This window comes from Dyadobacter sp. 32 (genome assembly GCF_902506755.1).
Classification (GTDB): Bacteria; Bacteroidota; Bacteroidia; order Cytophagales; family Spirosomataceae; genus Dyadobacter.
On the sequence record NZ_LR735258.1, the window covers coordinates 3806998 to 3833981 of the forward strand.

18 protein-coding genes are annotated in these 26984 nt (G+C 46.0%); 4 read left to right on the forward strand and 14 right to left on the reverse strand.

What is annotated here, in order from left to right; genetic code table 11:
* Window positions 1–96: 96 nt before the first annotated feature.
* Window positions 97–696, reverse strand: a complete 600-nt coding sequence (locus tag DYADSP32_RS15475; protein WP_149241893.1) for a hypothetical protein — start codon at window positions 694–696, stop codon at window positions 97–99.
* A gap of 41 nt (window positions 697–737) precedes the next feature.
* The gene (locus DYADSP32_RS15480; RefSeq protein ID WP_149241892.1) at window positions 738–1931 is read right to left on the reverse strand and encodes a DUF6973 domain-containing protein; all 1194 of its coding nucleotides are present in this window, start codon (window positions 1929–1931) and stop codon (window positions 738–740) included.
* A 440-nt stretch (window positions 1932–2371) separates the two neighbouring features.
* On the opposite strand from DYADSP32_RS15480, the gene DYADSP32_RS15485 reads away from it, so the two are divergent.
* From DYADSP32_RS15485 to DYADSP32_RS15500, 4 genes are all read left to right on the forward strand, one after another.
* Window positions 2372–3460 carry a hypothetical protein gene (locus tag DYADSP32_RS15485; protein ID WP_149241891.1) on the forward strand — a complete coding sequence of 363 codons (1089 nt, stop codon included), beginning with the start codon at window positions 2372–2374 and terminating at the stop codon, window positions 3458–3460.
* 198 nt (window positions 3461–3658) lie between these two features.
* The gene (locus tag DYADSP32_RS15490; protein WP_149241890.1) at window positions 3659–3799 is read left to right on the forward strand and encodes a DUF3072 domain-containing protein; all 141 of its coding nucleotides are present in this window, start codon (window positions 3659–3661) and stop codon (window positions 3797–3799) included.
* A 243-nt stretch (window positions 3800–4042) separates the two neighbouring features.
* On the forward strand, window positions 4043–7303 hold the full coding sequence (locus tag DYADSP32_RS15495) for a SusC/RagA family TonB-linked outer membrane protein (protein ID WP_149241889.1): 3261 nt from the start codon (window positions 4043–4045) through the stop codon (window positions 7301–7303).
* 38 nt (window positions 7304–7341) lie between these two features.
* Complete coding sequence (locus DYADSP32_RS15500) at window positions 7342–8787, forward strand: SusD/RagB family nutrient-binding outer membrane lipoprotein (RefSeq protein WP_149241888.1); 1446 nt, start codon at window positions 7342–7344, stop codon at window positions 8785–8787.
* Between the two features lie 194 nt (window positions 8788–8981).
* On the opposite strand, the gene DYADSP32_RS15505 is transcribed toward DYADSP32_RS15500, so the two are convergent.
* The 12 genes from DYADSP32_RS15505 to DYADSP32_RS15560 all read right to left on the reverse strand — a co-directional run bounded on the left by DYADSP32_RS15505 (window position 8982) and on the right by DYADSP32_RS15560 (window position 26863).
* The gene (locus tag DYADSP32_RS15505) at window positions 8982–10244 is read right to left on the reverse strand and encodes a gliding motility-associated C-terminal domain-containing protein (protein WP_414617807.1); all 1263 of its coding nucleotides are present in this window, start codon (window positions 10242–10244) and stop codon (window positions 8982–8984) included.
* 95 nt (window positions 10245–10339) lie between these two features.
* On the reverse strand, window positions 10340–10891 hold the full coding sequence (locus tag DYADSP32_RS15510; RefSeq protein WP_414617808.1) for a hypothetical protein: 552 nt from the start codon (window positions 10889–10891) through the stop codon (window positions 10340–10342).
* A gap of 365 nt (window positions 10892–11256) precedes the next feature.
* A complete protein-coding gene (locus tag DYADSP32_RS15515) occupies window positions 11257–12576 on the reverse strand; it encodes a T9SS type A sorting domain-containing protein (protein ID WP_149241886.1) in 1320 nt (439 codons plus the stop codon).
* Window positions 12577–12794: 218 nt separating this feature from the next.
* Window positions 12795–13433 carry a hypothetical protein gene (locus tag DYADSP32_RS15520; RefSeq protein ID WP_149241885.1) on the reverse strand — a complete coding sequence of 213 codons (639 nt, stop codon included), beginning with the start codon at window positions 13431–13433 and terminating at the stop codon, window positions 12795–12797.
* Between the two features lie 404 nt (window positions 13434–13837).
* Complete coding sequence (locus tag DYADSP32_RS15525; protein ID WP_149241884.1) at window positions 13838–15133, reverse strand: PQQ-binding-like beta-propeller repeat protein; 1296 nt, start codon at window positions 15131–15133, stop codon at window positions 13838–13840.
* 234 nt (window positions 15134–15367) lie between these two features.
* A complete protein-coding gene (locus DYADSP32_RS15530; RefSeq protein WP_149241883.1) occupies window positions 15368–15952 on the reverse strand; it encodes a Crp/Fnr family transcriptional regulator in 585 nt (194 codons plus the stop codon).
* A gap of 425 nt (window positions 15953–16377) precedes the next feature.
* Window positions 16378–19857: a M4 family metallopeptidase gene (locus tag DYADSP32_RS15535; RefSeq protein WP_149241882.1), complete on the reverse strand. Its 3480-nt coding sequence runs from the start codon at window positions 19855–19857 to the stop codon at window positions 16378–16380.
* Window positions 19858–19897: 40 nt separating this feature from the next.
* A complete protein-coding gene (locus DYADSP32_RS15540) occupies window positions 19898–20323 on the reverse strand; it encodes a hypothetical protein (protein WP_414617809.1) in 426 nt (141 codons plus the stop codon).
* A gap of 303 nt (window positions 20324–20626) precedes the next feature.
* Window positions 20627–22306, reverse strand: coding sequence for an NADH-quinone oxidoreductase subunit M (locus tag DYADSP32_RS15545; RefSeq protein WP_149241880.1), 1680 nt, complete (start codon window positions 22304–22306; stop codon window positions 20627–20629).
* A gap of 91 nt (window positions 22307–22397) precedes the next feature.
* Window positions 22398–24365 carry an NADH-quinone oxidoreductase subunit L gene (gene nuoL / locus DYADSP32_RS15550; protein WP_149241879.1) on the reverse strand — a complete coding sequence of 656 codons (1968 nt, stop codon included), beginning with the start codon at window positions 24363–24365 and terminating at the stop codon, window positions 22398–22400.
* Window positions 24366–24427: 62 nt separating this feature from the next.
* Window positions 24428–25633 carry a serine hydrolase domain-containing protein gene (locus DYADSP32_RS15555; RefSeq protein ID WP_149244824.1) on the reverse strand — a complete coding sequence of 402 codons (1206 nt, stop codon included), beginning with the start codon at window positions 25631–25633 and terminating at the stop codon, window positions 24428–24430.
* A gap of 96 nt (window positions 25634–25729) precedes the next feature.
* Window positions 25730–26863 (reverse strand): hypothetical protein, encoded by a 1134-nt coding sequence (locus DYADSP32_RS15560; protein ID WP_149241878.1) that lies wholly within the window; start codon window positions 26861–26863, stop codon window positions 25730–25732.
* Window positions 26864–26984 lie beyond the last annotated feature (121 nt).

The window sequence follows — 26984 nt, forward strand, 5'->3', positions numbered from 1 at the left end:
AGAGGTGGCCCGTAACGGTCACCTCTCTTTCAATTTGACGTAATTTTGACACTTCAAATATGGCAGCGTCAAAAATTAAATTGTGATACGGATTTTCTATAACGGAAACCAAAGCCTTTCTTCCTCAGTCATGTCAAAGTAAAACATAACACGGATGCTCTGCTTCAAAGAAAAGTTAGTTACCGCTACGTAGACACACTCAGAAATACGCATCTCGTAAAATGGGTAGCCAGCTAAACTCTTGTAGTCACTCTTACGAATTTTCAGCTCAAACTTTCCCGAGAATTGTTTTTCCAAGGCATTCCTGAGGGAATCTGGATCGGTTGTAGATCCGCGAAACAGAAAAGTATATCCCTTGACAGGACGATCATGATACACCTCCTCAGGAATTATATCATTGAATGGATCACTATCTCTAATGGGTATGATCAATTTAAAATTGAACGGTTCATATTGGCTCAAAGGAGGAAAACCATCGATCGTTTTGTAAAAAGTATGCATAGACACATATTCAAGCCCATACTCCTTTTTAGCCTCCAGTACCTTCAACGGATATTTCAATTTCACTCCACAGAAAACCACCTGGCTCATTTTGCACGAATCATTCACTACATCAGAAAGTTTTCCTCTCTGGCACATTGCCACTGATATTGAAAGAACAAAAATTGCAGTGAATACAATAAAGTATCTAGTCATTTTTCCGAAAATTTAATCAAAATGGAAACAATTCTCGCTTTTTAATTTGGCTGAAAGAAAGCCAAGTCATCATAATTATTATAAGCTGCTTGCTTAATCACATCATCATCATTGCAATTTCCACTATTTTTAAGAGCGACTCCAATGTCCTGGCCAAGTTTATTGTTCAGCATATCCATTCGATAGGATGAAAGTGGATTCATCCTAACCCCATAACATATCTCGTGATTATATGCAATTGTTTCTGCCATTTCAAGGCCGAGTTCGCAAACCATTTTAATATTCCATATTACATGTTTAAGGGCATTTGCCGGAGTGTTGTCTATGTTACCCCCAAGACCCAGTAAAGTAGAGTCACTTTGAAACATCACCTCTACATCGCGCTTTATATAACTTGCGACGGTAGCACTAATTGGATTCAAGACACTGAATGCAACTTCACAAGGGTTCAAATCCGTAATTTCTGAGTTCGGATCATTTCCCTGTCCGCCCTGATGTTCTCCGCAATTCGCGGGATTTATGGCACATGGATCTTGGGAATTATTATTTGCAGAATTGCCTTGATCATCAAGGCAGCTTGGACTTTGCATCGGACAACCACAGCCAAAGGGGTTCAAATCACATGGGTTATGAGACCCGGTAATAACCACAACATCTAAGGTATCCCCAACGCTATTCGCAGGCGTAGGATTCAATGGATCTATTACCACTCGTGGTCGTTTCACTCGACTCTCAATTCTTGCTTTATACCCATCCGGCAAAATAACCTGTAACATCCCATCCGATTCAGCAATCCCAGACAACTTTGCCCATCGCCTACGAATAGGAGTTTTAGTAAAGTCATTTTGGTCACCATTAACTTTGACGAACTTATGGAGTACATATAGGTTTCTGGCTTTGGCCTTTTTGTTAAAATTTGGAATACCAACGCCGATACCCAAACCGACTGAGGAAACCACCCCGCGTTTTTGACTATTTTCCGCTAAGATCCTATTCGGCGATGTTATGTTCCATACCATGACGCCTCCCGCAATGGTTGAGCCCACTTTCTGCCAACTTGAGCGATTTTTGATCCATGATAATTTGGCAGGCGAGACGCTTATTGTAAATGTATCGCCTTGATTCAAAGGAATCTGATAAAGATTGTTTTCCTCAGTCACTCCTTGAGCAAAAGATAAACTGTAATTGAAAACGAAAAGGCATAAGCCAATGCAGATGTGGAATACTAATTTCATAGTACTTTAGTTTAATGATGATGATTAGAAAATAATATTATCACAATAATATTTAAATATATTTCAATAAAAAATAAATTTTTACTTTTTTTATTGAAATATATAGCCCCAAGAACCGAAAACAATATCCTGGCAAGCTATATAAAGTTTTCTCAAATTCTCTGCTTCTATCATCTATCAACCGCCGGAACGACCCTGCCGACGGATCTACGTCAGCCAATCTTATTGCCCAAATCCACACAAAATAAAAATGAAGTGGTACGCAATGCTCATCTCATTTTTCTTGATCTTAAAACTTAGAGGCTATTGACGATAAATCGGTTGCGGCAAGGAGCCAGCCCGATTGTCACATGGCTTAAGTCCAGCAGGCAACAACAGTAGTTTAAGGATTGCCGATCTTTTACCTTGGTCGGTCAACTCTCATCTAAAATTTCTTTCGAATGAAACTGATTTGCTTTTTGATTCCGGTATCATTTCTCTGGAACATCCTTGGCTACGAACAAAAGCCGCAAACTCAGGTCACTATTCGCGGAGAAAATTTTTACATCAATGGACACATCACCCTGAAAGGAAAATTCTACCAGGGAATGAACCTTGAGGGCCTTTTACCCAATTCCCGCATGGTGCAGGGAACATTCGACGACCTCAATCCTGAGACAAAGGAACTTTGGAAATATCCGGACACCGGGAAATGGGATCCTGACCGAAATGTTACTGAATTCATCGCCGCCATGCCGTTGTGGAGGGAACATGGACTGCTCGCCATTACACTGAATATGCAGGGGGGAAGTCCACAGGGCTATTCAAAGGACCAGCCCTGGCACAACTCCGGGTTCAATGCGGATGGATCACTTCATCCGAAGTATCTTCAAAGACTACAAAAAATACTGAAAAAGGCCGACGAACTTGGCATGGTTGTCATTGTCGGATACTTCTATTTCGGGCAAGACAACCGCCTTGCAGATGAGCAGGCTGTAAAGAATGCCGTAAGAAATATGACGGAATTCCTTCTGAAAACAGGTTACAAAAACCTTTTGGTAGAGATCAATAATGAATGCAACATCAAATACCGCCATCCAATTCTGCTTGAAAACCGGGTTCATGAACTCATTACGCTGGCCCAATCCATTAAGCTAAAAGGTCGTCGGCTACTGGTCTCGACCAGTTTCAGCGGTAATCACATTCCCAGTGACAATATCCTCAAAGTAAATGATTTCGTACTGGTCCATGGCAACGGCGTATCCAGGCCCGAGCGCATTGCTGAAATGGTACAGATCATACGGGACAAACCCGCCTACGGCGGTCAGCCCATCGTATTCAACGAAGACGATCATTTCGATTTTGACAAACCGATGAACAATTTCCTCGCCGCTACCAAAGCCCATGCCTCATGGGGCTACTTCGATTACCGGATGAAGAGCGAGCCATTTGAAGATGGTTACCAAAGCATGCCCGCCGACTGGGGGATTCATAGTGCCAGGAAAAGGGGCTTTTTTGATTTGCTAAAAAAGATGGTAATCGACCAGTGACAAAACAAGGATTGGTAATTGGGTAAACCTAACTCTAAAAAAGATCCCACATTTATGGAACATGCGTGACGGTGATAGCACATCTCCCGATTACAGGATCAAAATAGCCTACGGGAAAATTTACCAACCTATTGCCAGGTGATAGCATATCCAATATCGCAAAAAATACCGATACATGGACCACCATTCTGAAAACCGATGACCGGCGCACAACATTCCTACCTCAAGACGCTCTCTGACGAAGCCGGAGAAGAAGTGGATGAAACGCTGACGAAGGCCAATGCATCGAAGTTTATCGAAGAGCTGCAGCAAAAAACGGGAAGAGGATTGGCTCAATAGCGCTCTACCCCGGGCATAAGACCTGTAAGAGAGGCGCGGTTCTCTTTTTTTTTATTTATGACTTAACCCCATCTCCTAACGGTTGATTTAGCTTAACACGCAGACGGAGATACTGATTATTCATTCCACCAAATTCATATAAATATTTATAGTAAAAATATTGATTTTTTCAAGTAACTGGCATATACAAATGTCCTTTTACCTCCGGTATATCCCTTTCAAACAAAAAACCCATTCGCCTATATGAATAATCTACGTTATTGTGTGCTTTCCCTGATCGGGCTTGCACTATCATTTACCCAGCTCTATGCACAGAGCCGGCAAGTCACCGGAAAGGTGGTCGACGAAGTCAACATGGCGGTACCTGGTGCCAGCATACTGCTTCGCGGCTCCTCAACGGGTACGAACACGGTGGCCGACGGAAGCTTTACGATCAGCATTCCGGCCGGAAATCAGACGCTGATTGTCTCCTCCATTGGTTTCAAAACGCAGGAGGTTCAGGTCAGTAGCACTTCTTCGCAACTCTCCGTTAAGCTTCTCCCGGACGTCAAAAGCCTTGGAGAAGTAGTGGTAACCGCCCTGGGCGTGCAAAGAAACACCCGCAATGTGGGCTATGCCGTCCAGCAGGTGGATGGAAGCAGCATCCAGGAAGCCCGTGAGGTCAATTATATCAACTCGCTTCAGGGCAAACTTGCCGGCGTTCAGATCGGTGGCAACAGCGGATCCATGGGGGGCTCTTCCCGGGTAACCATACGTGGGTTGAAGTCCATCTCAGGAAATAACAATGCCCTGTTTATTGTGGATGGGGTACCCATGGCCAACATGAACCTGAACTCCTACGGCGTCACCGGTGGCCAGGGAACAGGCGGCGGCGGCTATGACTACGGTAACCCGGCCCAGCTGATCAATCCCAACGATGTCGAAAATATTTCGGTTCTGAAAGGTGCTGCGGCAACCGCACTTTATGGTAGCCGTGGACAAAATGGGGTGATATACATTACCACCAAGTCGGGCAAAGGCTCCGGAAATCTGTCCTTGAATTACGATCTGAATATCCAGATGGACCAGGTGTCGTTGTTGCCGAAGTTTCAGAACAGTTATGGAGGCGGAGGCAGTGATGCTTTCACCAAACTCTACATCAATCAAAACCCGAGCGGCTTCCTGCCCGGCGGCGGTTCTTATGACGACAACGATGGGAAAGGCAGATATGATCTGATCCCGGATTACGGTACGGATGAGTCGTGGGGACCCAAGATGGACGGCAGGCTTGTGCGGCATTACTGGTCGTGGGATCAGGATCGTAACAACCCTAACTTTGGTAAAGCAGCGCCGTGGAGTCCACAGCCCAATAATGCCAAAGATTTTTTCAAGACCGGGGTTACTTTCTCGAATAACCTCTCCGTGGCCAGCAGCGGCGATAAGGGTTCCATCCGGTTTTCACTCGGGCAGACAAAGCAAAACTTCATCTACCCGGGTAGCCAGCTGAACCGGTTTTTCATAAGCATGAATACGACTTATAAATTCACCGACAAATTCACCTTCAGCGGTGGGATCAATTACATCAATGATCATTCCAAAGGCAGACCGGGCACAGGCTTTTTTGGAAACAACCCGATGCTTTTTTACGTCATGTACGGACAGCGCCAGATCGAGGATTCATATCTGAAAGCGTACAAATATGCCGACGGAACCGAGCAGTCGTGGAACCGTACGGCATGGAATATTCAAAAGCCTGCGTTTACCCAGAATCCCTACTGGAACCAGTACGAAAACTACAACACCGACCAGAACAACCGGTACTTTGGAAACGCCGGCCTGACTTACAAACTGACCGACTGGCTTTCGGCCGATGTACGGGTATTCTCCGACTACCTCAACCACATGGATGAAACCCGCAGCGCCAAAGGATTTTTTGTAGGATCCTATGCGAAACGTGTGGCGATCAATAACGAGAACAACTATCAGGGTACGCTAAATATCAATAAGTCTTTTGAAGAATCCAACCTGAGCCTGGAGGCTGTGCTGGGTGGAAATATTCTGAGTATCAAATCAAGCATCGATGCCGGCACAACCAATGGAGGCCTACAGAACCCGATGGTGTATGTGCTTCAAAATTCGGTAACTCCCGCAACGATTTCCAACGCCTATGGCAACAGGCAGACCAATTCATTATTCGGATCGGTGACTGTTGGCTATAAGAAACTCCTGTACTTAACGGCAACCGGACGCAATGACTGGGCCTCCACACTCAAACAGACCGGTAATTTCTCCTACTTCTATCCATCTGTGGCAGGTTCATTTATCTTCTCAGACGTAATCCCGAAAACAAAATGGCTCACAATGGGCAAAGCGCGTCTCTCGTACGCACAGGTGGGTAACGATGCGGATCCCTACTCCGTGTCACGGTATTACGATTATGTTGCCCCATTCGGCACTTTCCCGCTTCAAAGTACCTCGGACAAGCTGTTCAACAGCCGCCTTAAACCGGAGCTTTCCTCGGAAGTGGAAGGCGGGTTCGACTTCAAATTCTTCAACGACCTGCTTGGTGCTAATTTCACCTACTACGACCGTCGTACCAAAAACCAGATCTGGAATGTACAGATCCCTTCTGAAAGTGGATTCACCACCAAAGTGGTCAACGGAGGAACTGTTCAAAACAGAGGTATAGAGCTAACACTGACGGCCACGCCTATACGTACAACCAGCTTCAACTGGAGAGTGGCATTGAATTTTTCCAAAAACAAAAATACGGTACTCGATCTTAACAGTACCGTAGACAACATTCAGGGCATAGAAAGGTTCGTAATCGGTACAGAGCGACGCACCAACAAAGTGTCCATGGTGGCCCAGAAAGGCATGTCACTGGGTACCATGCTGGGTACCGACTATGTGTATGATGCGCAGGGAAACAGAACTGTGGCTGCCAACGGCACTTACAATGTAACGGCCACACCGGTGATCATCGGAGATGCCAATCCTGATTTTATAGGTGGATTGAACAATACATTCAGCTACAAAAACCTGTATCTGTCCGCTTTGGTGGATTTCCAGAAAGGGGGTGATTTCTTCTCATACACCAATCTGTACGGAAACAAATCCGGCATGCTGGCGGAAACCGCTGAAAACGGCATCCGCGAAAAAGGCGTCATCAATCCGGGTGTGAAAGCCGACGGAACGGCAAACGACATCGTGGTAACAGCACGTACACATTTCAATGCAGACGGAGGGAACCGGATCAGCAAGGCAAATCTTTATGACGGCAGCTATATCTACCTGCGTGAAGTACGTATGGGATGGCATTTACCAGATAGCTGGGCAAAAAAGATAAGGACCCAGGCTTTGCGCATAACGCTCACGGGCCGTAACCTTTGGCTGATAAAAAGCAACGCACCCAATGTGGATCCTGCCAATATCACCAATTCGATCAGCAACCAGATTGGGTTTGAGGGTGGCGCGTTGCCTCCGGTACGCAGCATGGGAGCCAACCTGAACATTACTTTTTAACCGATTTTCCACGGAATAAATCATAAATCTGATTGACTATGAAACTTAAACTCATTTTCCTGCTGACTGCAAGTATTCTTGCATTTACGGGATGCAACAATTTTGAAACACTCAATACCGACCCGGCAAGGTCCAGCGAAACCCAACCCGAATTCCTCCTGGGCAATGCTGAAAAACGAGCTTCGGACCTGTTGTACGACACCTATTTCAACGGGCGTATCGGCATGGAGCTGTCGCAGTACTGGATGGGCACCGACAAGACCTCCGATGGTCGCTTTCTGTTTACCAACGACGGCCTGTGGTCGGGTATGTACGCAGGGCCTTTGATGGACCTGCAGGAAATTCAGAATTACTATGACCGCCACCCCGAAGAAACCAACCCAAACATACTGGCAGTATCCGAAATCCTGAAATCCTGGATATTCCACATCCTTACCGATGTTTACGTGGATATCCCGTACACCCAGGCATTGAAAGGCGACGTGATTCCTCAGCCCGTTTTTGATAAAGGCAAAGATGTCTACAGTGCACTGCTGGTATCTCTCAAAAAGCAAATTGATGTGTTGTCCAATCCCGGAACAATGGCTATCCGGGGTGATGTTGTTGCCAATGGCAGCGCTGCACAGTGGGTCAGGATCGCCAACGCACTACGTATGCGCATAGCCATGCGCATGGCCGACGCCCAGCCCGCAGAAGCCAAAGCGATTATTGAAGATGCCGTAAAAAATACGATGGTCAGCGTGGCGCAGGATGCTTTCTTTCCCTACAATGTTGCTACGGTCACCAACCGGTTTCCATACAATGACGTAGACAGGCCCCTGGTTGAATTTGCCGTTACCTCCACCCTGGTGACGTATCTGCAATCGGTAAATGATCCGCGCCTGCCTATCTTCGCCCGCCCGGATGAAACCAATGGCAAATACATCGGTAAAGTGTATGGTACAGAGGCCAACGCACCCACGATGATCGGGCTTTCCAAGCCGGGTGTAATGGCTTACAGCGGCTCCGCAAAGGGTTACATGATCACTTATGCAGAGGTTGCCTTCCTCAAAGCCGAAGCAGCAGCCCGAGGTATGGCCGTGGGCTCAGCCTCTGCCGAAGAGCTGTACAAAGAAGCCGTGACCGCATCGATGACCCAATGGGGTGTCACCGACGCCAAAGTCGTGGCCACGTACCTGGAAGGCGTGCCCTACAAAGGAGGAACCTGGAAAAACGTAATCGGCACCCAGAAATGGCTTGCCCTGTACATGCAAGGTATACAATCCTGGATGGAACGACTACGGCTCGACCCTAAAAAGCCCAATGGTGAAGTATTGTTTATCCCTCCGGCATCCGGCAGTCTGGATCCTGAGGTAACCGACGTGCCCAAACGCCTCAAATACCCCAGCAGTAGCCGGGCCGCCAACGCCATCAACAGCGAACAGGCAGCCAAAAGCATCGGCGGAGACACTCAGGCCACCAAAAACTGGTGGGATACACTTTGATGGGCCTGAGCTTTTATGGCTTTTCCTAGAGAATCGGGAGTACGAAAAAACCATTAAGGAGTTACCGTCAGTCAGCGCTTCTCTGACCAGGTTAACTCTTTAATGGTTTTTAGGCTTTTTAGGCGGAACTGGCTGATCCCGGCCAGTTTTTACCCAGACTTCGGGCCTTCAACGTAACTGGATCCAGATATCATTTACCGAAGAATATTGACCCACCCTTTGATATCTTGTTTCAAGTTGTCACTGGAAAGTAGATAGTAGTACATACCAGCTGAGAGCTTGCCTCCATCCCAGGAGTTGTCATACTGCGGGTGGCGATAAACCAGGGTGCCCCAACGATTATAAATTTCAAGTTTCCATGGCAACAAGGTAATATTGTCAATGACAAAGTAGTCGTTTTTGTTATCTGAGTTTGGTGTGAATACATTAGGTATATCTCCCGGGCAACGGTAAAATTCAACTTTGACGGTATCAGAAGATGGGCATTGCAGAGAGGTTGACGAAACAATATATACGCCGGATCTATCTGTTGTATATTCGTGTTTCTGAGATCCGTCCTGCCACCGAATACCAGAGGCCCCTACCGCCTTGAGAGTGATCGTTGCGGGTTCACAAGCCTTAATGTCAGGCCCCAGTTTCACAGGCAAATGAAAATCTGCTTCAATAGAATCCTTAAAAACACACTCCCTGTAACTCAGTTCAAGAACGTAATTTCCAGACTCCTTAATAGTATAATTGTTTTTGGTGTTTCCATCGTCCCATAATAGCGAGTAAGGTGACATATTGCCCAATGCTACCGTATAGCTCTCGCCGTCACACCTGGTAATGTCATCTCCCAGAAAATTTGGTTCAGGTATAAAAGGAACATCAACTTCTTCCACTAATACATCGTCAATCAGATAATATGGTGGCTCACCTTTGTAAAACATGGGCACCATTTTTGTTGCTGCATCATTTGAAAAGTTGCCAATGGTCAGGTACTCGTAATCGTTTTCAGCCATAAAACAGCCGGATATTTTCGTCCACTTAGCCGTATCTGTTACCACTTCATTAGACCTTACCTGCGGGGTGTAGTTTAAGACGGAATGTCCAACCGAGCCAATTGGCGAAACGGTGAACACTGCTCCAAAATTATTTGTGGCTATTGACCCGGGGTAAGCCCTCAGTACGTAATACTCCGCATAGTAAATCTTACCCTTTTTTAATCGTTGAGATAATCGGGTCTGTATGTATTCCCTGTATTCAATTACCTTCGTAAGGTCTCTGTATGTTCTGTTGTCGGCAGCGGATGTGATAATTCCCGCGGTAAATTTACCGTTCCTGGCTTGCGGGGATTTGTAGTGGAAAACGATGGAAGCACAAGCTGCTGAACTATCTGCATACCATACGTCAGAAGTACCGGCCGTTGGTGTACGCCAGTCATAGAGATAATCCTGAAGTCCTTCGCCTGTGGGCATTATTCTACATGGCTTTTTTATAAATCTTTCGAATCCAGGGTTAGGAACAAAGTTTTGTGCTAGGCAAACAATTGCCAGGCACCAGAAATATAGCGTTAAAACGCTCTTCCGATAGATATGGCTGGCCATGGAAAAAAAACATTTCGTATTTTGGATTGCCGACCAGGTACAACTATATCCGAGTTCGTTCCGTAAATGAAAGGGATTAAAACGCCAGTTCGGGCTACCCATCCTTTATGAGGCCTTTGGTATCTATACCCAAGGCGCAGAGAAATGTGACCATTGTTCTGGGGACTAACAAACCTGGTTTCCTTATTATTGATCTCTTTGTCTTGAATCATGGCGAAGAGTCCCATTTCCCAATGGTGTCTCTCAGCCTGGCTCACCATGCCTGCTTCAAGCGTAGCTGCCGTTTGCGTAAATTGCCCAATGGGCTGATAGGTAGCTCCAGCTTTCGCAAAAAAGGCGAATTTATTCGTCTGGTGAAATATCCGTTCATAACTGAGCGAAACCGGAATAAAATGATCACCCATGCCATTGATTTCTACCTGAATTGAGTTGGCGCTAATGAACTTGCCGGAGGCAGTCTGCGCTTTGACAATGCCCCCGCAAAGTGCCAGAAAAATAGCAGTTGAATAAACATTCATGGTAAATAAATATTGATATACCCCAAACTAATTAATTTCAGATATTTCAAGCTTAAAACTAGCTCAATCAGATAACCGAAGTTCAACATTTGAACTGAAATATAAATGTCTTGATTTATGCTTTCCAATTCTCAAATGAAGAACTTAGGTATCCATCTTGAGGTGGAATAAATAATGAATTTACTACCATTTAATTTAATCCCATATTCAAATTCGGTTACAGCGAATTCATCCGGCCGACTATGGAAACTACGTAAACACCTTAAAGGAGGATAACAACCTTACAGCGAGTCTGTAACGATTGTTATCCTTCTTTTAATTTAACCTATAACAGTCTTTCACAGATAGGGCATAGAACAGGATTATTATTTCAACAAAACTCGAACTTTATCGAGGACCGCCCCATTTTTCATAAAATGAAAGTAATGTGTGCCGCGAGGCAAATCTTTTACATTCAGCTTAATCTTATTACCATCTTGGAAAGACCTTTCGTTTAATGTACTGCTGAAATTAATAGTTTTAGTATTATCGATTGCTAAACCATTTTCATTGTAAATTTTTATGTCATCTGGAAATAATTCCGCTTGTTTTTCATTTTTAAATTGTATTGTTAAATAATCTGTGGCAGGATTTGGATAAGTTGCTATTAACCAATCATTTTCACAATATCTTGTTTCAACTGTTTTAGAAACTGGGAACGATATCCCACAAGTGTTTGTGCCAACAACAGATACAGTGAATGGGCTAACGTATATGGACTTCGCCATAACGGCAGAAGAACCCTGACCTGATACCAGGATGGCACCAGAGCCACTTACCGTCCAATCATAGCTCGTGACATCCGCCACGAGATTGACACTGAATGGCGCTTCATACGATTGGCACAGATAAGGAGGTGAGAAAATTTGGGATCCTAGTACCGGTGGGCCATAGCGAATGTTCAATGTTTTGGTATTACTGCTGGCCACGTTACAGGCTGAAGAGTAAGCCTGGATCGTAAAAGATCCGTTTGATGTGGCGCCCAGATTAACCGAGCCTGCAACAGTTTGGGCTGCGGAGAAGCCATTTACCCGTGCACCGCCTGTTGGCGTCCAAACATATTGATCCGCATTGACGCCAGAAGCCGAGGCACTGACTACATCCAAACTGGAACAGACCAGAGGTGCGGTGGAAGGTGTGACACTGCTGATTGAAGGTAGTGGTCTATTTATGGTTAATTGTGACGCTGTGACAAGATCACTAACATCGCTCCTTGAGGTGGTCACCTTTACAACGCCTTGGGTATTCAAATTAGGGGTAACGGTTATCGAGTTGGAATTAGTCGCCCCACTCCAGCCAGAGGGTAGTGACCATGAATAATTTGTAGCGTTATCTACTGGGTCGACAGATATCGTAATAGGTGTAGTGTTGCACCCGAGATTATAGCTACCAGTGTAGGCAACGCCATTAATCTTAATATTACCTGGTGTTCCCAAATAGCGAATTGGGATGGTTTTAGTCGCCGTTAAGGTAGGGCAATCTGGGCAACCGATGTTAGTTTGGGATGGCACTCCTGTTGTTACTTTTATGGTTCCATCCCCATTTATATTATCCCACTTTACGATTATGCTGTTAGCGCCATCAAATTCTCTGACTGATGGATTAGCATTGCTACATCCAACAATTTTCCATTTGTGACCTCCCATTTATATTTACAGCTATTGCCCTCTATACAACTTGAAAAATCCGTTATCGGACCAAAGTAGGTATGGTTGCTACCGTTGGGCAATGCATATGCGCATGTTACACTTGGACTGCTGCAACTTATAGCTACACTTTGAGCTGACAAAGAAATTCTTAAAATGAAGAGGTGCAAAAATACAATGCAAAAAAATGGTTTAAAAGTTTTCATAAGAATCAGGATTTAAAAATGATAGGATATATTTATCAAGCGTAATGGATCGAGCGCAAAACCATAGGAATTACTCTTTGAAGCGACAATATTTCGTGGACCAAAGTTTTTAACGATTTTACGTTGGGCTGTAAAAAGTGCTTCTGCCGAAATCGACAATCTGTTGGAAACTCGGTACTTCAAGCCAACAAAGGGATGTACACCAATAGAGTAAACTTTAGCAGGATATAATGTAACTATATACTCTCTGGCCCAATTATAATCTACACCTATATCCATACCATAAAATAGCTGATGCCTGCCATAATCTTTACGCCTTTCATAGCCCAGGAGCGTGCTTAAATTAAAGGTTTTTCTTTTGTAAAGTTGGTGTTGTGGAACGGTTCCAGTTGTATCATAGTATTGAAAATGCTCATCTGTCGAATGGCTCAAACTGCTAATTGCAAGCCTGAATGCACCCCGCGATCCTGGTGCGTAACGAATCATTACCCCCCTATAACCTTTAAAGAGATTTAGAACATCCAGGCTTACGTCCCATTTGAAAAGCACCAGAGAGTCTTTTTGTGCCTTTAAGCCTTGACCCGAAACCGTGTTTCCGAGAACAAAACAACAAATGAGCGTGAGAATAATTTCCTTACTTTTGAACTTCATAGTTTATTAATTTAGATAAAAAACAACAGTAATTATTTTGGTCTAAACATTTTCAAAAAACGGAGTAGAAATTTTTGGCTTTATGAAAGTTGAGCTAAAATATTTTTGTAAATATCACTAATCCACCTTTGGGAATGAAGCAAATTTATAGATCTATATTAACATTAAATTTGATTTGAGTCACAAAATCGTGTGACTCAAATCAAAAAATTTCAATAAATATTTATCGCTTTTTACTTCGGATGCGGCTTAGTGTGGCCCTGTCGATGTTAAGATAAGAAGCCTGAAGACCTACGGAGATACGGCCGGCAAGCTCGAGATGCCATCAAAATCGTTTGAAGGGCTGGAAGGAGGAATCTCAACAAGTTTTAGTACGATAGGTCCTGTATCATTTCGGGCATTCGTCATCGAATGGCTTCAAAGGCATAAATGTGCAAACCTGTACTGGCGAAAATCTTTCCCCTCTTGCCATTTTTTGCAGGAAGCGCAGATACCATTCCCCAAAAATAAGCGCCCGAATTTTTCGCCAGGTCGGGAGACCGTAGTTTCCATTCTGTTTTGCCCGTCTTTACTTCCACGGCATGAAGCAATCCGTCACCACCTCCAGCATAGTATACGTATCCATCCTGATACAAAAGCTTTGTACTCGTACCGGACGACTTTTCCCTCCATACCTCTGCACCTGTATCGGCGTTATGACCGTATATATACGTATCCTCACAATTGGCCACCAACAGCCCTTCGGCCACTATAAAGCCTGATGAAAGAAAGTCCTGAGCAAAGGGCCGGTCCCATACGCTCTCCCCGGTAAGCAGGTTGTGGCAGGTAATATACCTTCCTACGGCATGATACACCTTGTTTTCGTATATTACGGGCATATGATCCACCACGGAGCCTGGATGGGGTTCAATGAGTGGAATGTCTTTGTACACCCATATTTTTTTACTCAGGTTGTAGAGGCCATATACCGACCGGATGTAGTTATAAGCTGCCTGGGCGGTTGGCCGCTGGTAATCCACAATGAGCATAGTGTCCCCTTTGATCACAACAGGTTTTGTTACCGCAGCCCCGGACGGAATTGGCGTTCTCCCAAAAAACTCTTTGGGCAATTGAGGATTCACCACTAACTCTTCCGGATCGGGGCGAAGCACATTCCCTTTATAAAGCGCCATATGCCCGCTGCTGTCTTCATACTCTCTTCTTCCCGCATAAAAATAGCTATCCCCAATTCCAGAAATTCTCACGTTCGTATAAACGGTATCCTGCTTCCATTTCTGCCACACTGTCTTCCCGGTATTCATATCCACACAATGGGTGCGTGGCCCGCTGGGAATGACCAGATAATTGTTCCTGAGATATACATAATTAATATCAAAAAGCTCCCTCCAGAACATGTAACCTGCCCAGCGCCATTTTTCCTTGCCGGTCTCGCCATCCAATCGCACAATTCCACCTCTGTCGGTATAAGAGGTTAGATACTGAATTCCCGTTGCGTAAGGAGCCAAAATGTCTCCTTCGTAGGTGACGCTTGTCCGGAGACCGGTTGCCATGTAGCTGCCACTGTTGACTGGGGCGCCCCAGAGGTATTTTTTCGTGGAAATACTTCCATCGGAGTTGCGCTCAAAGTCCTTCTCCCGGCAACCAAGGAGAAGAACGTTGAAAGCAATGAGGCAAAGCAATATGGTGAATGTTTTTACCATGTTGGTGTTTCGAAAAAGTCCCCTCTATTAAATGCCAGATTCAATGTGGCTCGCATATTGGGATGCCCACGCATCTTTTACCTGCTCCATTTAAATGAAATTTAGCTTCGTAGCGTTTTGTTGTTGTTAGGGGTAACACGCTTCACACGAACAAAGCTATATAACAAAACCAACATTAAATTTGATTTGAGTCACAAAATCGTGTGACTCAAATCAAAAAATTTCAATAAATATTTATCGCTTTTTACTTCGGATGCGGCTTAGTGTGGCCCTGTCGATGTTAAGATAAGAAGCCTGAAGACCTACGGAGATACGGCCGGCAAGCTCGGGATGCATACTTTCAAACATTTGTACCCTGTGCTGAGGGTTTCGGAGATTACACATCTGAACCCGTAACTCCGATAATAACAGGGAGTTTTCGAACAACGTGCGGAATAAGTCGGGGAATAACTTGTGCATGTGGAGGTAGTTTTCATGCGAGAGTTTGTACAACTTACTGGCTTCCAGCGTTTCGATGTAAGCCGAGGCCGGTGTGGGGTGCAGGAAACTACGGATGTCGGTGAGGAAGCCCCCTTCGGAAACAATCCAGTTGGTAATTTCCCTGTTCGTGGCAACATTGCCTTCCTTCTCCCCCTCTAATACGATGTAGGACCGCAGCATACCGGTATCTACATACCAGATAGCCCCGTTCACACCACCAGGCTCTGAAAGAATGACTTTCGCTGAGACCCGCACCGGTTGAAAGTGCTGTAAGAAAGGCTCTAACGCATCGCGGGTCGGTTTTGTGACCCTTTCATGGCTTTGAAGTAAAATATTCATGTGTACCAGTTAAACCCGCATCATGTATTGGCAAGCCCACATTGCATTTCCATCACATACCTGTTGCATAATCCGGGAGAGTGAGTAAGATGTAATGCGCCTCCATGTCAATCCTTTGTAACCGTAAATACTCTAATGAGCTGCTAGATAATCAGGATTTTCCTGATTTGAAAATTTTTCGACAAATAAGTTGTCAATAATTTACTTGTTTTTAAAGTTTTTTTGCGGGGATAGACTGGGTAAGGTTTGATCACTGAAGAGCACAATGACAAGGTGGTGATCAAAATGGTTCCCGGAGCTTTCGGTTCTTTGAAAGTGGGCAGACTTGGCCACAACGAGCTTGGCCACGGGAAAATTGGAGTCCCGTGGCTAAGCAAAAAAACGGATAAGTTTGGTATAAGCAACCGGACAGTCCCTAGAGCAACCTATTGTTTCACAATTTTGTAACGTAACGGTTCTTTAGCGGTGGCCTGGACGTTCAAAATGTAAATGCCGGGTAGGAGTTGTTGGGCGGGAATCAGGAGCATGCGTCCATTCAACCTGCCCGTAACTGTGGTGGTGCGTCCGGAGACATCGGTAAAAGATATGGCGGATGGCAGGCGCCCCCAGTCAGCCTCAAGGCTGATTTGGTCTGCGACCGGATTCGGATAAGGCGCGCCAGTCGCCATGGCAACAGGTTCTGTACCCAGTACCGCATTGGTGATGATCTGAAAAGCAGCACTGATACATCCGTCCGTGGTGGTGGCGCGTACTTCATAATTGCCCGCCTGTTCGATGATTACGGCACCAGATGGATCGCGCAGCACCTCCACACCATCCGAAAACCAGATAAAATCCGATCCTCCGGTGGAGGTAGCCGTGTAATTCACCCCATTCCGCACCACACTGGGGCGGGTAGGATTGATGCAGAAGGTACGGTCTACGGTACTGGCTACCTCAAATTTATCGTTGCCGGCCTGGCTTGCCCTAACCGTTGCCTTTCCTGCTTTGTTAAGCGTCACCTGTTTCCCCTGTACGGTAATTCCACCTGAAACTTTTTCGAACGTAACCGTAAGCCCGGCGCTGGAAGTTGCCGACAGGTCAAAACCAGCATCGCCTATCACCCGGTCGGAAGGCTGGTTGAATTGAATGCTTTGTGCCTGCCGGGCTGTCTGCCGCGTTCCCTGTCCGTACCAAACAGCCAGCTTTCCGTTTTTCATCAGCGTGGTGGCATTACCGGATGCGGATATACGGTCGGGTGCCAGATTTATTATTCCAACATTTTCGGCACTGCCTGCTTCTGTGCTGAAGATCATCTGGTCGTCCTTACGGGAATAATCCGGAAAGCCCAATGAGTTGTTTCGGTAAATTTCGTTGACAGTGCCATTGTCGACATCAACACCTATCAGCGAGTAAATCTCATCCGGCTCGTAGTAATAATCGAAACTGATGATATTAGGACTGTTTTTTGAAAAAGCCGGATTGCCTATGTTTTCCCCTTCGTCCAGATTGGTGAATAGCTTTTCGATGGATCCATTGCCAAAGTTACCGGAAGCGTTATTCCAGGCTCTCAGGAAACCTACATCCCAATATTCATGACTTTTCCCATCCAGCGATTTAAGTTGGTTATTGGCATCATACACAAGATATTCTCCTGAGATATCCCACACGATCGCATCGGCGTACTGAACTTCACCGGTGCTGACTCCCTCCGAGTATGTGGGGTTGTAAAGAGAAAACTCGGACCATTTTTTCAGGTCAAAGCTATAAACGTACACCTTATTGTTTTTATCAGAGGTAAGGGCAGCCAGTTTTTTACCATCCCGGGAAATAGCAACATTGTCCCAGATCGTTTCATTGGACACAATCTGCTCCTGCGCACTTCCGGAAAGGCTAATAGCCCTGATCCTTCCATCGTCGGAAACGAAATAAGCTAGCTGGCCATCGTCGGTAACACTCGGCTTATGTCCGGTGCCTTTGGTGGATCGGCTCGTAAAATTGGCCAGTTGCGGGGTGGTCTGATAGATGGCACCATCGTTGGTACCCACCACAAGTATTCCGTCCGCACCTGTATTTACCGGCAGGTTGGTTGGATCCGGCGCCTGGGTGGTGGTACCCGAAGTTATACCCACAGCATCGAAAGCATCACTGGCAACTTTTGTTTCTGTGGAACCGGAACCATACAAGTCGGTAGCAGACTGCACTATAGCCAGTCGAAGATCCAGAAACTGAGAGCGTCGCGTGAGGTACTGGGTCAATGCGCGGTAATAGATCTGTTCCGCTTTTTCCCTGCTTATTTTGGAAGCAATCTGATAAAAGGCAAAATTTGGAATGCCACTATTGATGTGCACCCCCCCGTTATCTTCATTTGTTTTTACAAATTGTGCCATCGTTTTGGGCTGATAGCCCCTTTGCCCCTGCCCACCCTGATTGGGGTTCGACATGCTGCGCAGCGCCCCGGAAGGGAAAGCCGATGTTTTGACCACATCTTCACCCAGCGTCCAGTCGTCCCGGTCGATCAACACGCCGAAAACGTCCGCCATGGATTCGTTGATGGCACCAGACTGGCCCTGATATTCGAGATTGGCCGTATTCTGTATCACCCCATGTGTCATTTCGTGACCAGCCACGTCGAGCCCACCAGCCAATGGCTTAAACGAATTCCGGCCATTTCCATATCCCATAAATTCACCATTCCAAAAGGCATTGTCCATGCCTTTTCCATCTTCCTCGTCGGCGATGTTGATGATCGAGATCACAGTTCCATCCTTACCGTTGAGGGAATTTCTCTTGAATGTGTTCCGGAAGTAGTCATAGGCCAATCCTGCGTTCAGATGCGCCGATACCGCAGTAGCATTCCAGGAGGTACTGCTGTTGCTGGTAATGTGCCTTACTTTCAGATCCTCTCCCGTGGTGTTACCGGCGTCAATGGTCCATATCACCCCCTGTGGATCCCCGGGAATGGATGCCTTATTGTTTTTAAACATCGGCTTGGAGGCATCGATCATATAAAGGGATGATCCAACCTGGTACGTGCTGAAGTTTCTTTGAATGTTGTTCAGATCTCTCGCACTGGATGTAACAGGCCCGTCCACGCCACAGGTATGGTTGTATTTGTCGAGAACAACCCCCGTACCGGCGTCTACAAAATACTCCCAGCGTTCGATCAGATTGGGATGAACGGTTACGTGCCAGGCAAGCCTGGGGTCATTGGGGAAATCCTCCCGGTAGTAGATCACCAGCTCATGCGAAGATTTGCAAAAACGCCCTGCAAGTGCATCAGAAGGATTCCTGACAATGGTCCGCGCACTTAAATCTGCAAGGGCAAACTGTTCGGCACGCTCTTTACCCAAACCAGGAATCACACTATTTAGTTTTGGGTTCGGAAAATAACGCCCATTCAGGAGCCGTAAGGTATCACCCACGCTGTGCAACACAATCTCCCCGCCATAGACAGGAATATTTTTGTAAACCTGCTTTAGCCGAATGTGTGTCTGATTCTTTTCATCTATATCAACCTTTGTTATTTCAAAGCTATCATCAGGATTTGGAATCTGCATATAGTGTTGGACTTCCCTCAGGAAGTTGGAGGCTGCTAGTGAAGCATTCACCCGACCATTGGGAAGGAGTCCGGCTCTGGTTGTCTTTGCATTTTCCAGCCAGACCACGCGTCCTCCTGTGTCACGAACCACCTTGATTCCATCCAGTTTTGCTCGCACCCCATTTCCGGAGAATACGTTTCCAAAGCCCATACGCGCATTGCCAGGCAGGTCAGAAATGGTTATTCGATCATAGGAAAACGAAGGTCTGTTCTGAACAATGGGGCTTTTACGCTTGGATTCAAAGCCCTTTTGCGCAAAAACAGCCTGAGGCATGGCCATTATACAAAACAAGGCCGTCAGGTAAATTTTGTAATGTTTGATCATAGAGCGTATTCGATTTAATCAAAGAATGTTTTGAATCGTCTTAATTGGAATGATCCTTTTGCCTGGAATAAACCCAATAAGCCATAAACTGTTTATAGAAATCTGTAATGGTCACCTCTGGTTTCTCACTCTTTGAGCCCCACACAACACGCTTTCCTCCATCACCAGTCTCCAGATACTGATAGGTGTTGCCCGGATGATTAAAATCAAGCTGGATCACCCCCATGCTGTCAAAGGCTGTTAACCATTTTGCAGCTCTTCGCTTGCTTTTGGCATGCATAAAAACAAAACTGCTATCCGAAGGATTACCGACATACAGCTGCCCATTGTCCAGCATACGATATTGCCGCTCTTCTCCTGCAAATCCTCCCCCACTGCCAACGACAATCATTCTTCCCTGGTAATGCAATGGGTCCGTGGGTTTGTTGGAGATACAAGAAATCATCACCAAGGGCGAACCTAACATTAAAATCAAAAAAATATATAGCCGCATGCCTTAATATTTGATTAATACTTTACCATGGAAAATTATAAGTTATTTTCCAATATCGATCAAAATTGAACCTTTTCTGATCCAACGGAAACACCGGTGCGTTGTTAACTGGAACCCACCACGATTTCCGGACCGTCTGAAGAGTCCATTCCGCTCCACACGGAACCGACAGAAGTAATACGATCATAAAGAAGTTTGGTAACGGCCTGGCTTAACTTTTACCTGAGGAAGATAATTATGCTCACTGACTTATCCCATTTTGATCAAGGCACATTGTCATAGCACGTTTTCAAGCCATGCCTGCACCGCCGGGCCGGTGATGTTGAAGACAATGCCTGGCAGTATACCCAATAGTATGGCCAGAACAGCCAACGGAACCAGCATGCCCAGCTCTCGTTTGGTAAGATCGGCCAGTTCGGGAGAATTTTGGCCGGAGGGAGCATTTTTGTACCAGAATGTACCAAAAAACATTCGCTGGTACGTCCAGAGAAAGTATGCCGCCGCCAGTACAATTCCCAAAGTAGAAAGTGCCGGAATCCATACAGAAAGGCCACTGGCCTGAAAAGCGCCCATCAACGTAAAAAGCTCACCTACAAAACCGGAGAATCCGGGTAATCCGAGTGAGGCAAAAAAAGCAATTCCTACGAGCACGGTGTATCTCGGCATGACGGAAATGAGTCCGCTGTAATTTTCTATCTTCCGGTCGTGGGTACGTTCATAGATAACGCCGGCCAGCAAAAAGAGCATGGCAGAAAGCACACCATGGCTGACCATCTGATAAATGGCGCCATTGATACCTTCTCCTGTAAAGGCAGCAATGCCCAGCAACACAAATCCCATGTGGGACACCGATGAATAGGCGATCATTTTCTTAAGATCACTTTGTCCCAATGCATTAAATCCGCCATAAACGATAGAGACCATGCCTAAAATTGCCAGTGGAATCATATTGCTGAAAGCTTCCGTAGGAAAAAAACCATCCACGATCCTGATAAACCCGTAACCACCTATTTTCAAAAGAATGCCTGCCAATACCACAGAAATGGGCGTAGGCGCTTCCACGTGCGCATCGGGCAACCAGGTGTGCACCGGCACCACGGGCAATTTCACGGCGAATCCTATGAACAGGAACCAGAAAGCAAGTACCCGAACAGGGATATCGAGAATATAAAATTCAGATGCAAGACTCAAAATGGATCCCGGAATATAGTTGCCGGGATCGGATAAGTATTCGAAACGAAATGTATGTACAAGTTGCTGCGGTGCAATCCTGCCATCGGCCAGCCATTGCTGGATCTGAAGAATGGTGTCACTGAATACCTGATCTTCCGCCCCCAGGATACCAACGGCCCGTGCCGTTTCAACGGGGTCAATAGCAGAAAGGTAGAGGCCGATCATGACGATCAGTATGAGTAAAGAACCTAAAAAAGTATAGACAAAGAATTTGAGTGCGGCGTATTCACGACGGGGGCCGCCCCACAAGCCGATGAGAAAATACATCGGCAGCAGCATAAACTCAAAAAACAGATAAAAAAGAAAAAAATCCTGCGCCAGAAAGCAGCCTACAATACTTCCGCTCAGCACCAGATACAACGCGAAATAAGCGCGGGCCTTGTTGCCTATGTTCCAGGAACTTACCAGCCCTACCAGTAAAACAACTACGGCAAGCAGCACCAATGGCAGACTAATTCCATCCACTCCTAAGGCGTAGTCCACAGATACAACCCCCAACGACCCAATCGGCAGGGTGATCCAGTCTGCTACCTCCCCAAGCTGCAGGCCGGAATCCTGGCGCTCAAAAAGAAAACATACCGAAGCGGCCACCACCACTTCGAGAATTAAAGCCACCAGGGCTATCATCCTGAAATCCCGGGTGCGGTCGGATGGCCAAAACGCGATCACAAGTGCTCCGAAAATCGGTATCGCTATGAGTAAAGAGAGTAGATGATCTGTCATTGTAAAGTTGTACTGGCTAACTTGCCGTCAGCATCATACAGCTGTTTAAGTTTTCAGTTAATTATTAAAAAAAGCCCTATTCCACAAAGAATCATAGCATAAGCAGCCAGACAAGCAGTAGAAAAATCCCTACAAAAGCAGCCATAAAGTAAGACTGAATCTTGCCATTTTGAACTTTTCTTACCGCCTGCCCCGACGACCGAATTGTAAAAACAGCAAGATGAACACCCCCATCAACGATATGGCTATCAAACCAGCTTATCAGATGTGCCAAAACGACACTGCCTTTCGCAATGAAACCAATGAAGGCATCAATTATTTTTGTTTCAAATCTCTTCAGCTCAGTTGCGATAAAAGCAAATGGAGTCAGGAAAAAGTGATCTCTATCAAAACCCTTTGTCCAGTTGAAAAAGGCCGGCTGGCTTGTTACCCCAGCGCGCTCATGCTCCGCATAGATATCAAAGGGATTTGCGGAATGAATTTGTCGCCATGCCAGCAAAATAGCAACTACGGACACGCCGCCGGCCAAGAAAGGAAGCCAGGAAAGATGCACCGATTCTTCTTTCCCCAGCAAAAACAAATACCAGCTTTCACCCGCATGAAAAGGATTCCAGGAAAACCATATAAATACTGAAAGGCCTGCAAGTAAAATCATTGGCCCCAACATCGTTGGCGGCGATTCGTGGGGATGAACCGACGCAAAGGCTTCGTACCTGCGTTCCCCAAAAAACACCATCCAGACCTGACGAACCATGTAGTAGGCCGTCAAACCAGCCGAGAATAAGATGATAATTGGAAATAAATTTGCCCAAATACCATACCCTTCTGCCCACAAAAACCCTTCGGCTATAATCGCATCTTTGGAAAGAAACCCCGAAAAAAGAGGCAGACCCGCCAGTGCGGAGGCACACAACATGAAGCAAACGAAGGTAATTGGCAGAGATTTTCTCAAACCACCCATGGTGCGCATATCCTGCGGATCAAAAAACGCCTCGGATTTTGACGGCGTCAGGGCGTGAATGACCGAGCCGGCTGCCAGGAACAACCCCGCTTTGAAAAACGCATGCGTGGTGAGATGAAAAATGGCGGTATGCCAGCTGCCAAAACCCACCGCTACCACCATCAGGCCAAGCTGCGACATGGTAGAGTAGGCAAGTACACGTTTGATATCCCAGACTTGTGTAGCCTTTACCGCGCCGATGAGCATGGTGATTGTTCCGATGATGGCGACCACCATTCTGGCTTCAAAAGTGAGCAGAAAAGAAATCCGAGCTAATAAAAAAATACCTGCGGCTACCATGGTTGCTGCGTGTATCAGAGCAGAAACGGGTGTGGGTCCTTCCATGGCGTCAGGCAGCCAACCGGATAAGGGAAACTGGGCCGACTTACCCATACAACCGCCGAACAGGCACAACCCGATGGCAGTCAGCATTCCGGGACTAATCGAATCTACGGTGATGGAAAGCACCTCAAAGTCGGTAGAACCAATATAGTAAAAGAGCATCAAAATACCCGTTAAGAATGCAGCATCCCCGATACGGTTGAGAATAAATGCCTTTTGTGCAGCCCAGACAGCCCTTGGTTTGAGGTACCAGAATCCGATGAGCAAATAGGAAGATACGCCTACCAGCTCCCAGAAAATGTACATAACCAGCAAACTTCCCGAAAGCACAATGCCGATCATGGAGAACAGGAAAAGTTGCAGGAAGGCGAAATAACGATGCAGCCCTGAATCGTGCGAAAGATAAGACGTGGAAAAGATCTGAACCAGTAACGCCACAAAATGAACCACGACAAGCATGATACAGGTAAGAGTATCGAACCGGAAAGATAGCTCAATGGGGGTACTGCCAAGTAATACCCAGTTAAAACGGACCGTGTGAAGAACATCCGGATCGGCATACCAGATACTGACAACTAAACCTGCCGCCGTGAGTAAGGCGCCCAGCCATCCTGATATCCGGTTAAGTCCTGTACCTCCCATCCACAAGAACAAAAATCCCAGAAAAGGCATGCCCAGCAGTAATGAAAGAGGTAAAAGGAATGCGGAGTCGGGCATGTTGGACGAGTATTCGTTTGATTCGGCAAATATCCTTAATTCGTAGCCGAATTCAAACCGGACTAAATATCTTTCTCTATTTCTCCTATCTTTTCATCGCCGTGAATTACTTGCAACAGCTCCTTAATATCGTAGGTGGAGCGATTGTAGCTGTTGCCCAACACAATAATCACCGCCTCATCTTCCGGACAAACCCAGAACATGGTATTGTAGCCCTTCCACCAGCCACCATGGTAGAGAAAGCGGGTCGAATGATCCTTATTGATATGCATCCTGAAACCATAGCCGTAGTTCCGGATCCCTTCGCGCTCAAAACTTCTCGGCTTGAAGGCCTCCGCCAGCAACTTTTTATCCAGTAAAAGTCCTTTGGTAAGTCCATTGTAAAACCGATAGATATCCTGGGTGGTGGAGAAAAGCCCCTTATCTCCTACCACCTCGTCGTAATAATCCTTATCCACCTTACGGCCATACTGGTGGCCGATGGTCCGGTACTTGACGGCCACGTCTGTCGTATCCGTTACCAGGAAGGAATTACGCATGCCCAGGGGAGCGAAGATATTGGTATGCAAATAGTTACCAAACCCTCCCCCCGTGACCTTCTCTACAATAGCCGCCAGTACGCAGTAGTTGGTGTTACAATAATTGAAGGATCTTCCGGGTCTGTTGTAGGCTGTTGGCGTAGGTACTACCTTGGCATACCAGTCCATGACAGTCATGTTGGTTGGATATTTCTTCCCATGCCTTACACTGTCTGGAAACGAATAAATGTAATTGGGCAACCCGCTCCGGTGACTCAGCAGCATATCGATTTTCACACCATGATAAGGAAAATCAGGAAAAAACCTTTGCACTGAGTCGTCAAGGCTCACCTTACCCTCCTGTACCAATTTCAGGATCGCTACCGCCGTAAATGGCTTGGATAGCGAGGCCAGCTGAAATCTTGACTGACTGTTCAGGGAATCCTTTTCTTTCAGGTGGGCAAAGCCGAACGAGTTCTGGTAGAGTATCTGACCCTTCTGAACGACCAGTACATTCCCATTGAAACCAGCGTTTTTTTTCCTTCTGAAAATATCCTCTATTTCTGCTATTTTCCTGGAAGTTGCGGCATCAGGATCCTTGATGCTTACCGGATCCAGATTAGCTGCAACAACTGCCATGGCCTCTGGCGTAACTTCTTTGGCCTTTCTGACCAGCCCCCACGAAATAATCAACACAAATATTGCAGCCAGCACAGCCCACCACACTTTCGGTCTCAATTTATTCAACATAGCCATGAGGCTATTAAATTTTCCAAACGTTCTGTTCATTACCAGTCTACACACATGCCGAACCTCAAAGCTCGCCGTTTCATTAAAATCAAATCGTCATGGAATCAGCACCTTCTGCCTTTGCCACCGTCCTTCAAGCTTCAAAGAAAGTACATAAATGCCGGAACATAAAGCCCCATTTGGAATTAAATCCATAAAATTACCGTCCATGTAAACGTATATAATTGAAATTTTATCGCCTCTAGCAGCGATCAGTTCCATAGCCTCAGGTTTAACCATATTCGTTTTTACACGGATCAAAAATGGATTAGATGGATTAGGGCTAACCAAAAAGCCAGGCACGCCGGAACGAATAACGACATCCACGGTCTTTGAAAACGCAAACGCTCCGCTTTTATCGACCATTCTCAACCGATAATAATTGGCTCCATCCGGAGGCCCCTGATCCATAAAGCTGTACTGCAGCCTTTCTAGCGACTCCCCTCCGGCCGGCACCCTCCCAATCTCTTCGAATTCCCGTAAATCCTGGCTCCTTTCAATAACAAATTCCTTGCTGTTATACTCCGATGCCGTCTCCCAGGTGAGCCTCACCTTCTGATCCGAAATTCCGGCCTTAAAATAGGTAATGGTGACCGGGAGAACAATGCTGGTGACCGATCCATCCAACACGATCTGATCTACATACAATACACCGAAGTTGCTAACTGCATTATGCCCGAATAGCCGAAAAGTAACTCCGCTCGACAGGCTCGTTAGCCCTAGCGGCACTGTGACGGTGTAAAACACCCCATCCGCAGACAGATGAAAACTGCTAAGATCCGATGTAAATCCGTCCAGGGAACTTCTTAATGTAACATCGGCCGGACCATCACCAGACCTTCGAACCCTAAAAGAAACCGAATTGAGGTTGTATTCATAAGTACTGACCGAGAAGGAAAAATTCAAATATTTGGCAGATCCCGGCAGCCAGTAGGTAGTGCCATAAGCATAATCGCCACCACCTATCGAATAATACAATATCGCAGGAAGGCTATGCGGGTGGGCACCAACCAGAAATGCATCGTCCGGACTGAAATTAGAACTGGAAGAAGACCCTGCCAGATTAAGATCCATGCGCCACACGATTTGAAATGATGTATCCGCATGTGTGGAATAGGAACAAACGAGTAGCAAAAAAAGAACCGATGAGGATAAAAGACGATTCCTGCAATCAGATAAATGCTTTTCCATGGTCAAGAAGCTGTTTAAAAGACGTTAGTATCCGAATGGACAAAAAATCCGTTTCCAATTTATGGGTCCGTTTTTTATAACGTCTGATAAATAACTTATCAACAATACTATCTAAATTTCA

Bases quoted from the DNA above. Each gene is read 5' to 3' on its own strand.
- DYADSP32_RS15475 (WP_149241893.1), bottom strand. From the start codon at position 696: ATGACTAGATACTTTATTGTATTCACTGCAATTTTTGTTCTTTCAATA.
- DYADSP32_RS15480 (WP_149241892.1), bottom strand. From the start codon at position 1,931: ATGAAATTAGTATTCCACATCTGCATTGGCTTATGCCTTTTCGTTTTC.
- DYADSP32_RS15485 (WP_149241891.1), top strand. From the start codon at position 2,372: ATGAAACTGATTTGCTTTTTGATTCCGGTATCATTTCTCTGGAACATC.
- DYADSP32_RS15490 (WP_149241890.1), top strand. From the start codon at position 3,659: ATGACCGGCGCACAACATTCCTACCTCAAGACGCTCTCTGACGAAGCC.
- DYADSP32_RS15495 (WP_149241889.1), top strand. From the start codon at position 4,043: ATGAATAATCTACGTTATTGTGTGCTTTCCCTGATCGGGCTTGCACTA.
- DYADSP32_RS15500 (WP_149241888.1), top strand. From the start codon at position 7,342: ATGAAACTTAAACTCATTTTCCTGCTGACTGCAAGTATTCTTGCATTT.
- DYADSP32_RS15505 (WP_414617807.1), bottom strand. From the start codon at position 10,244: ATGCCCACAGGCGAAGGACTTCAGGATTATCTCTATGACTGGCGTACA.
- DYADSP32_RS15510 (WP_414617808.1), bottom strand. From the start codon at position 10,891: ATGAATGTTTATTCAACTGCTATTTTTCTGGCACTTTGCGGGGGCATT.
- DYADSP32_RS15515 (WP_149241886.1), bottom strand. From the start codon at position 12,576: ATGGGAGGTCACAAATGGAAAATTGTTGGATGTAGCAATGCTAATCCA.
- DYADSP32_RS15520 (WP_149241885.1), bottom strand. From the start codon at position 13,433: ATGAAGTTCAAAAGTAAGGAAATTATTCTCACGCTCATTTGTTGTTTT.
- DYADSP32_RS15525 (WP_149241884.1), bottom strand. From the start codon at position 15,133: ATGGTAAAAACATTCACCATATTGCTTTGCCTCATTGCTTTCAACGTT.
- DYADSP32_RS15530 (WP_149241883.1), bottom strand. From the start codon at position 15,952: ATGAATATTTTACTTCAAAGCCATGAAAGGGTCACAAAACCGACCCGC.
- DYADSP32_RS15535 (WP_149241882.1), bottom strand. From the start codon at position 19,857: ATGATCAAACATTACAAAATTTACCTGACGGCCTTGTTTTGTATAATG.
- DYADSP32_RS15540 (WP_414617809.1), bottom strand. From the start codon at position 20,323: ATGTTAGGTTCGCCCTTGGTGATGATTTCTTGTATCTCCAACAAACCC.
- DYADSP32_RS15545 (WP_149241880.1), bottom strand. From the start codon at position 22,306: ATGACAGATCATCTACTCTCTTTACTCATAGCGATACCGATTTTCGGA.
- nuoL (WP_149241879.1), bottom strand. From the start codon at position 24,365: ATGCCCGACTCCGCATTCCTTTTACCTCTTTCATTACTGCTGGGCATG.
- DYADSP32_RS15555 (WP_149244824.1), bottom strand. From the start codon at position 25,633: ATGTTGAATAAATTGAGACCGAAAGTGTGGTGGGCTGTGCTGGCTGCA.
- DYADSP32_RS15560 (WP_149241878.1), bottom strand. From the start codon at position 26,863: ATGGAAAAGCATTTATCTGATTGCAGGAATCGTCTTTTATCCTCATCG.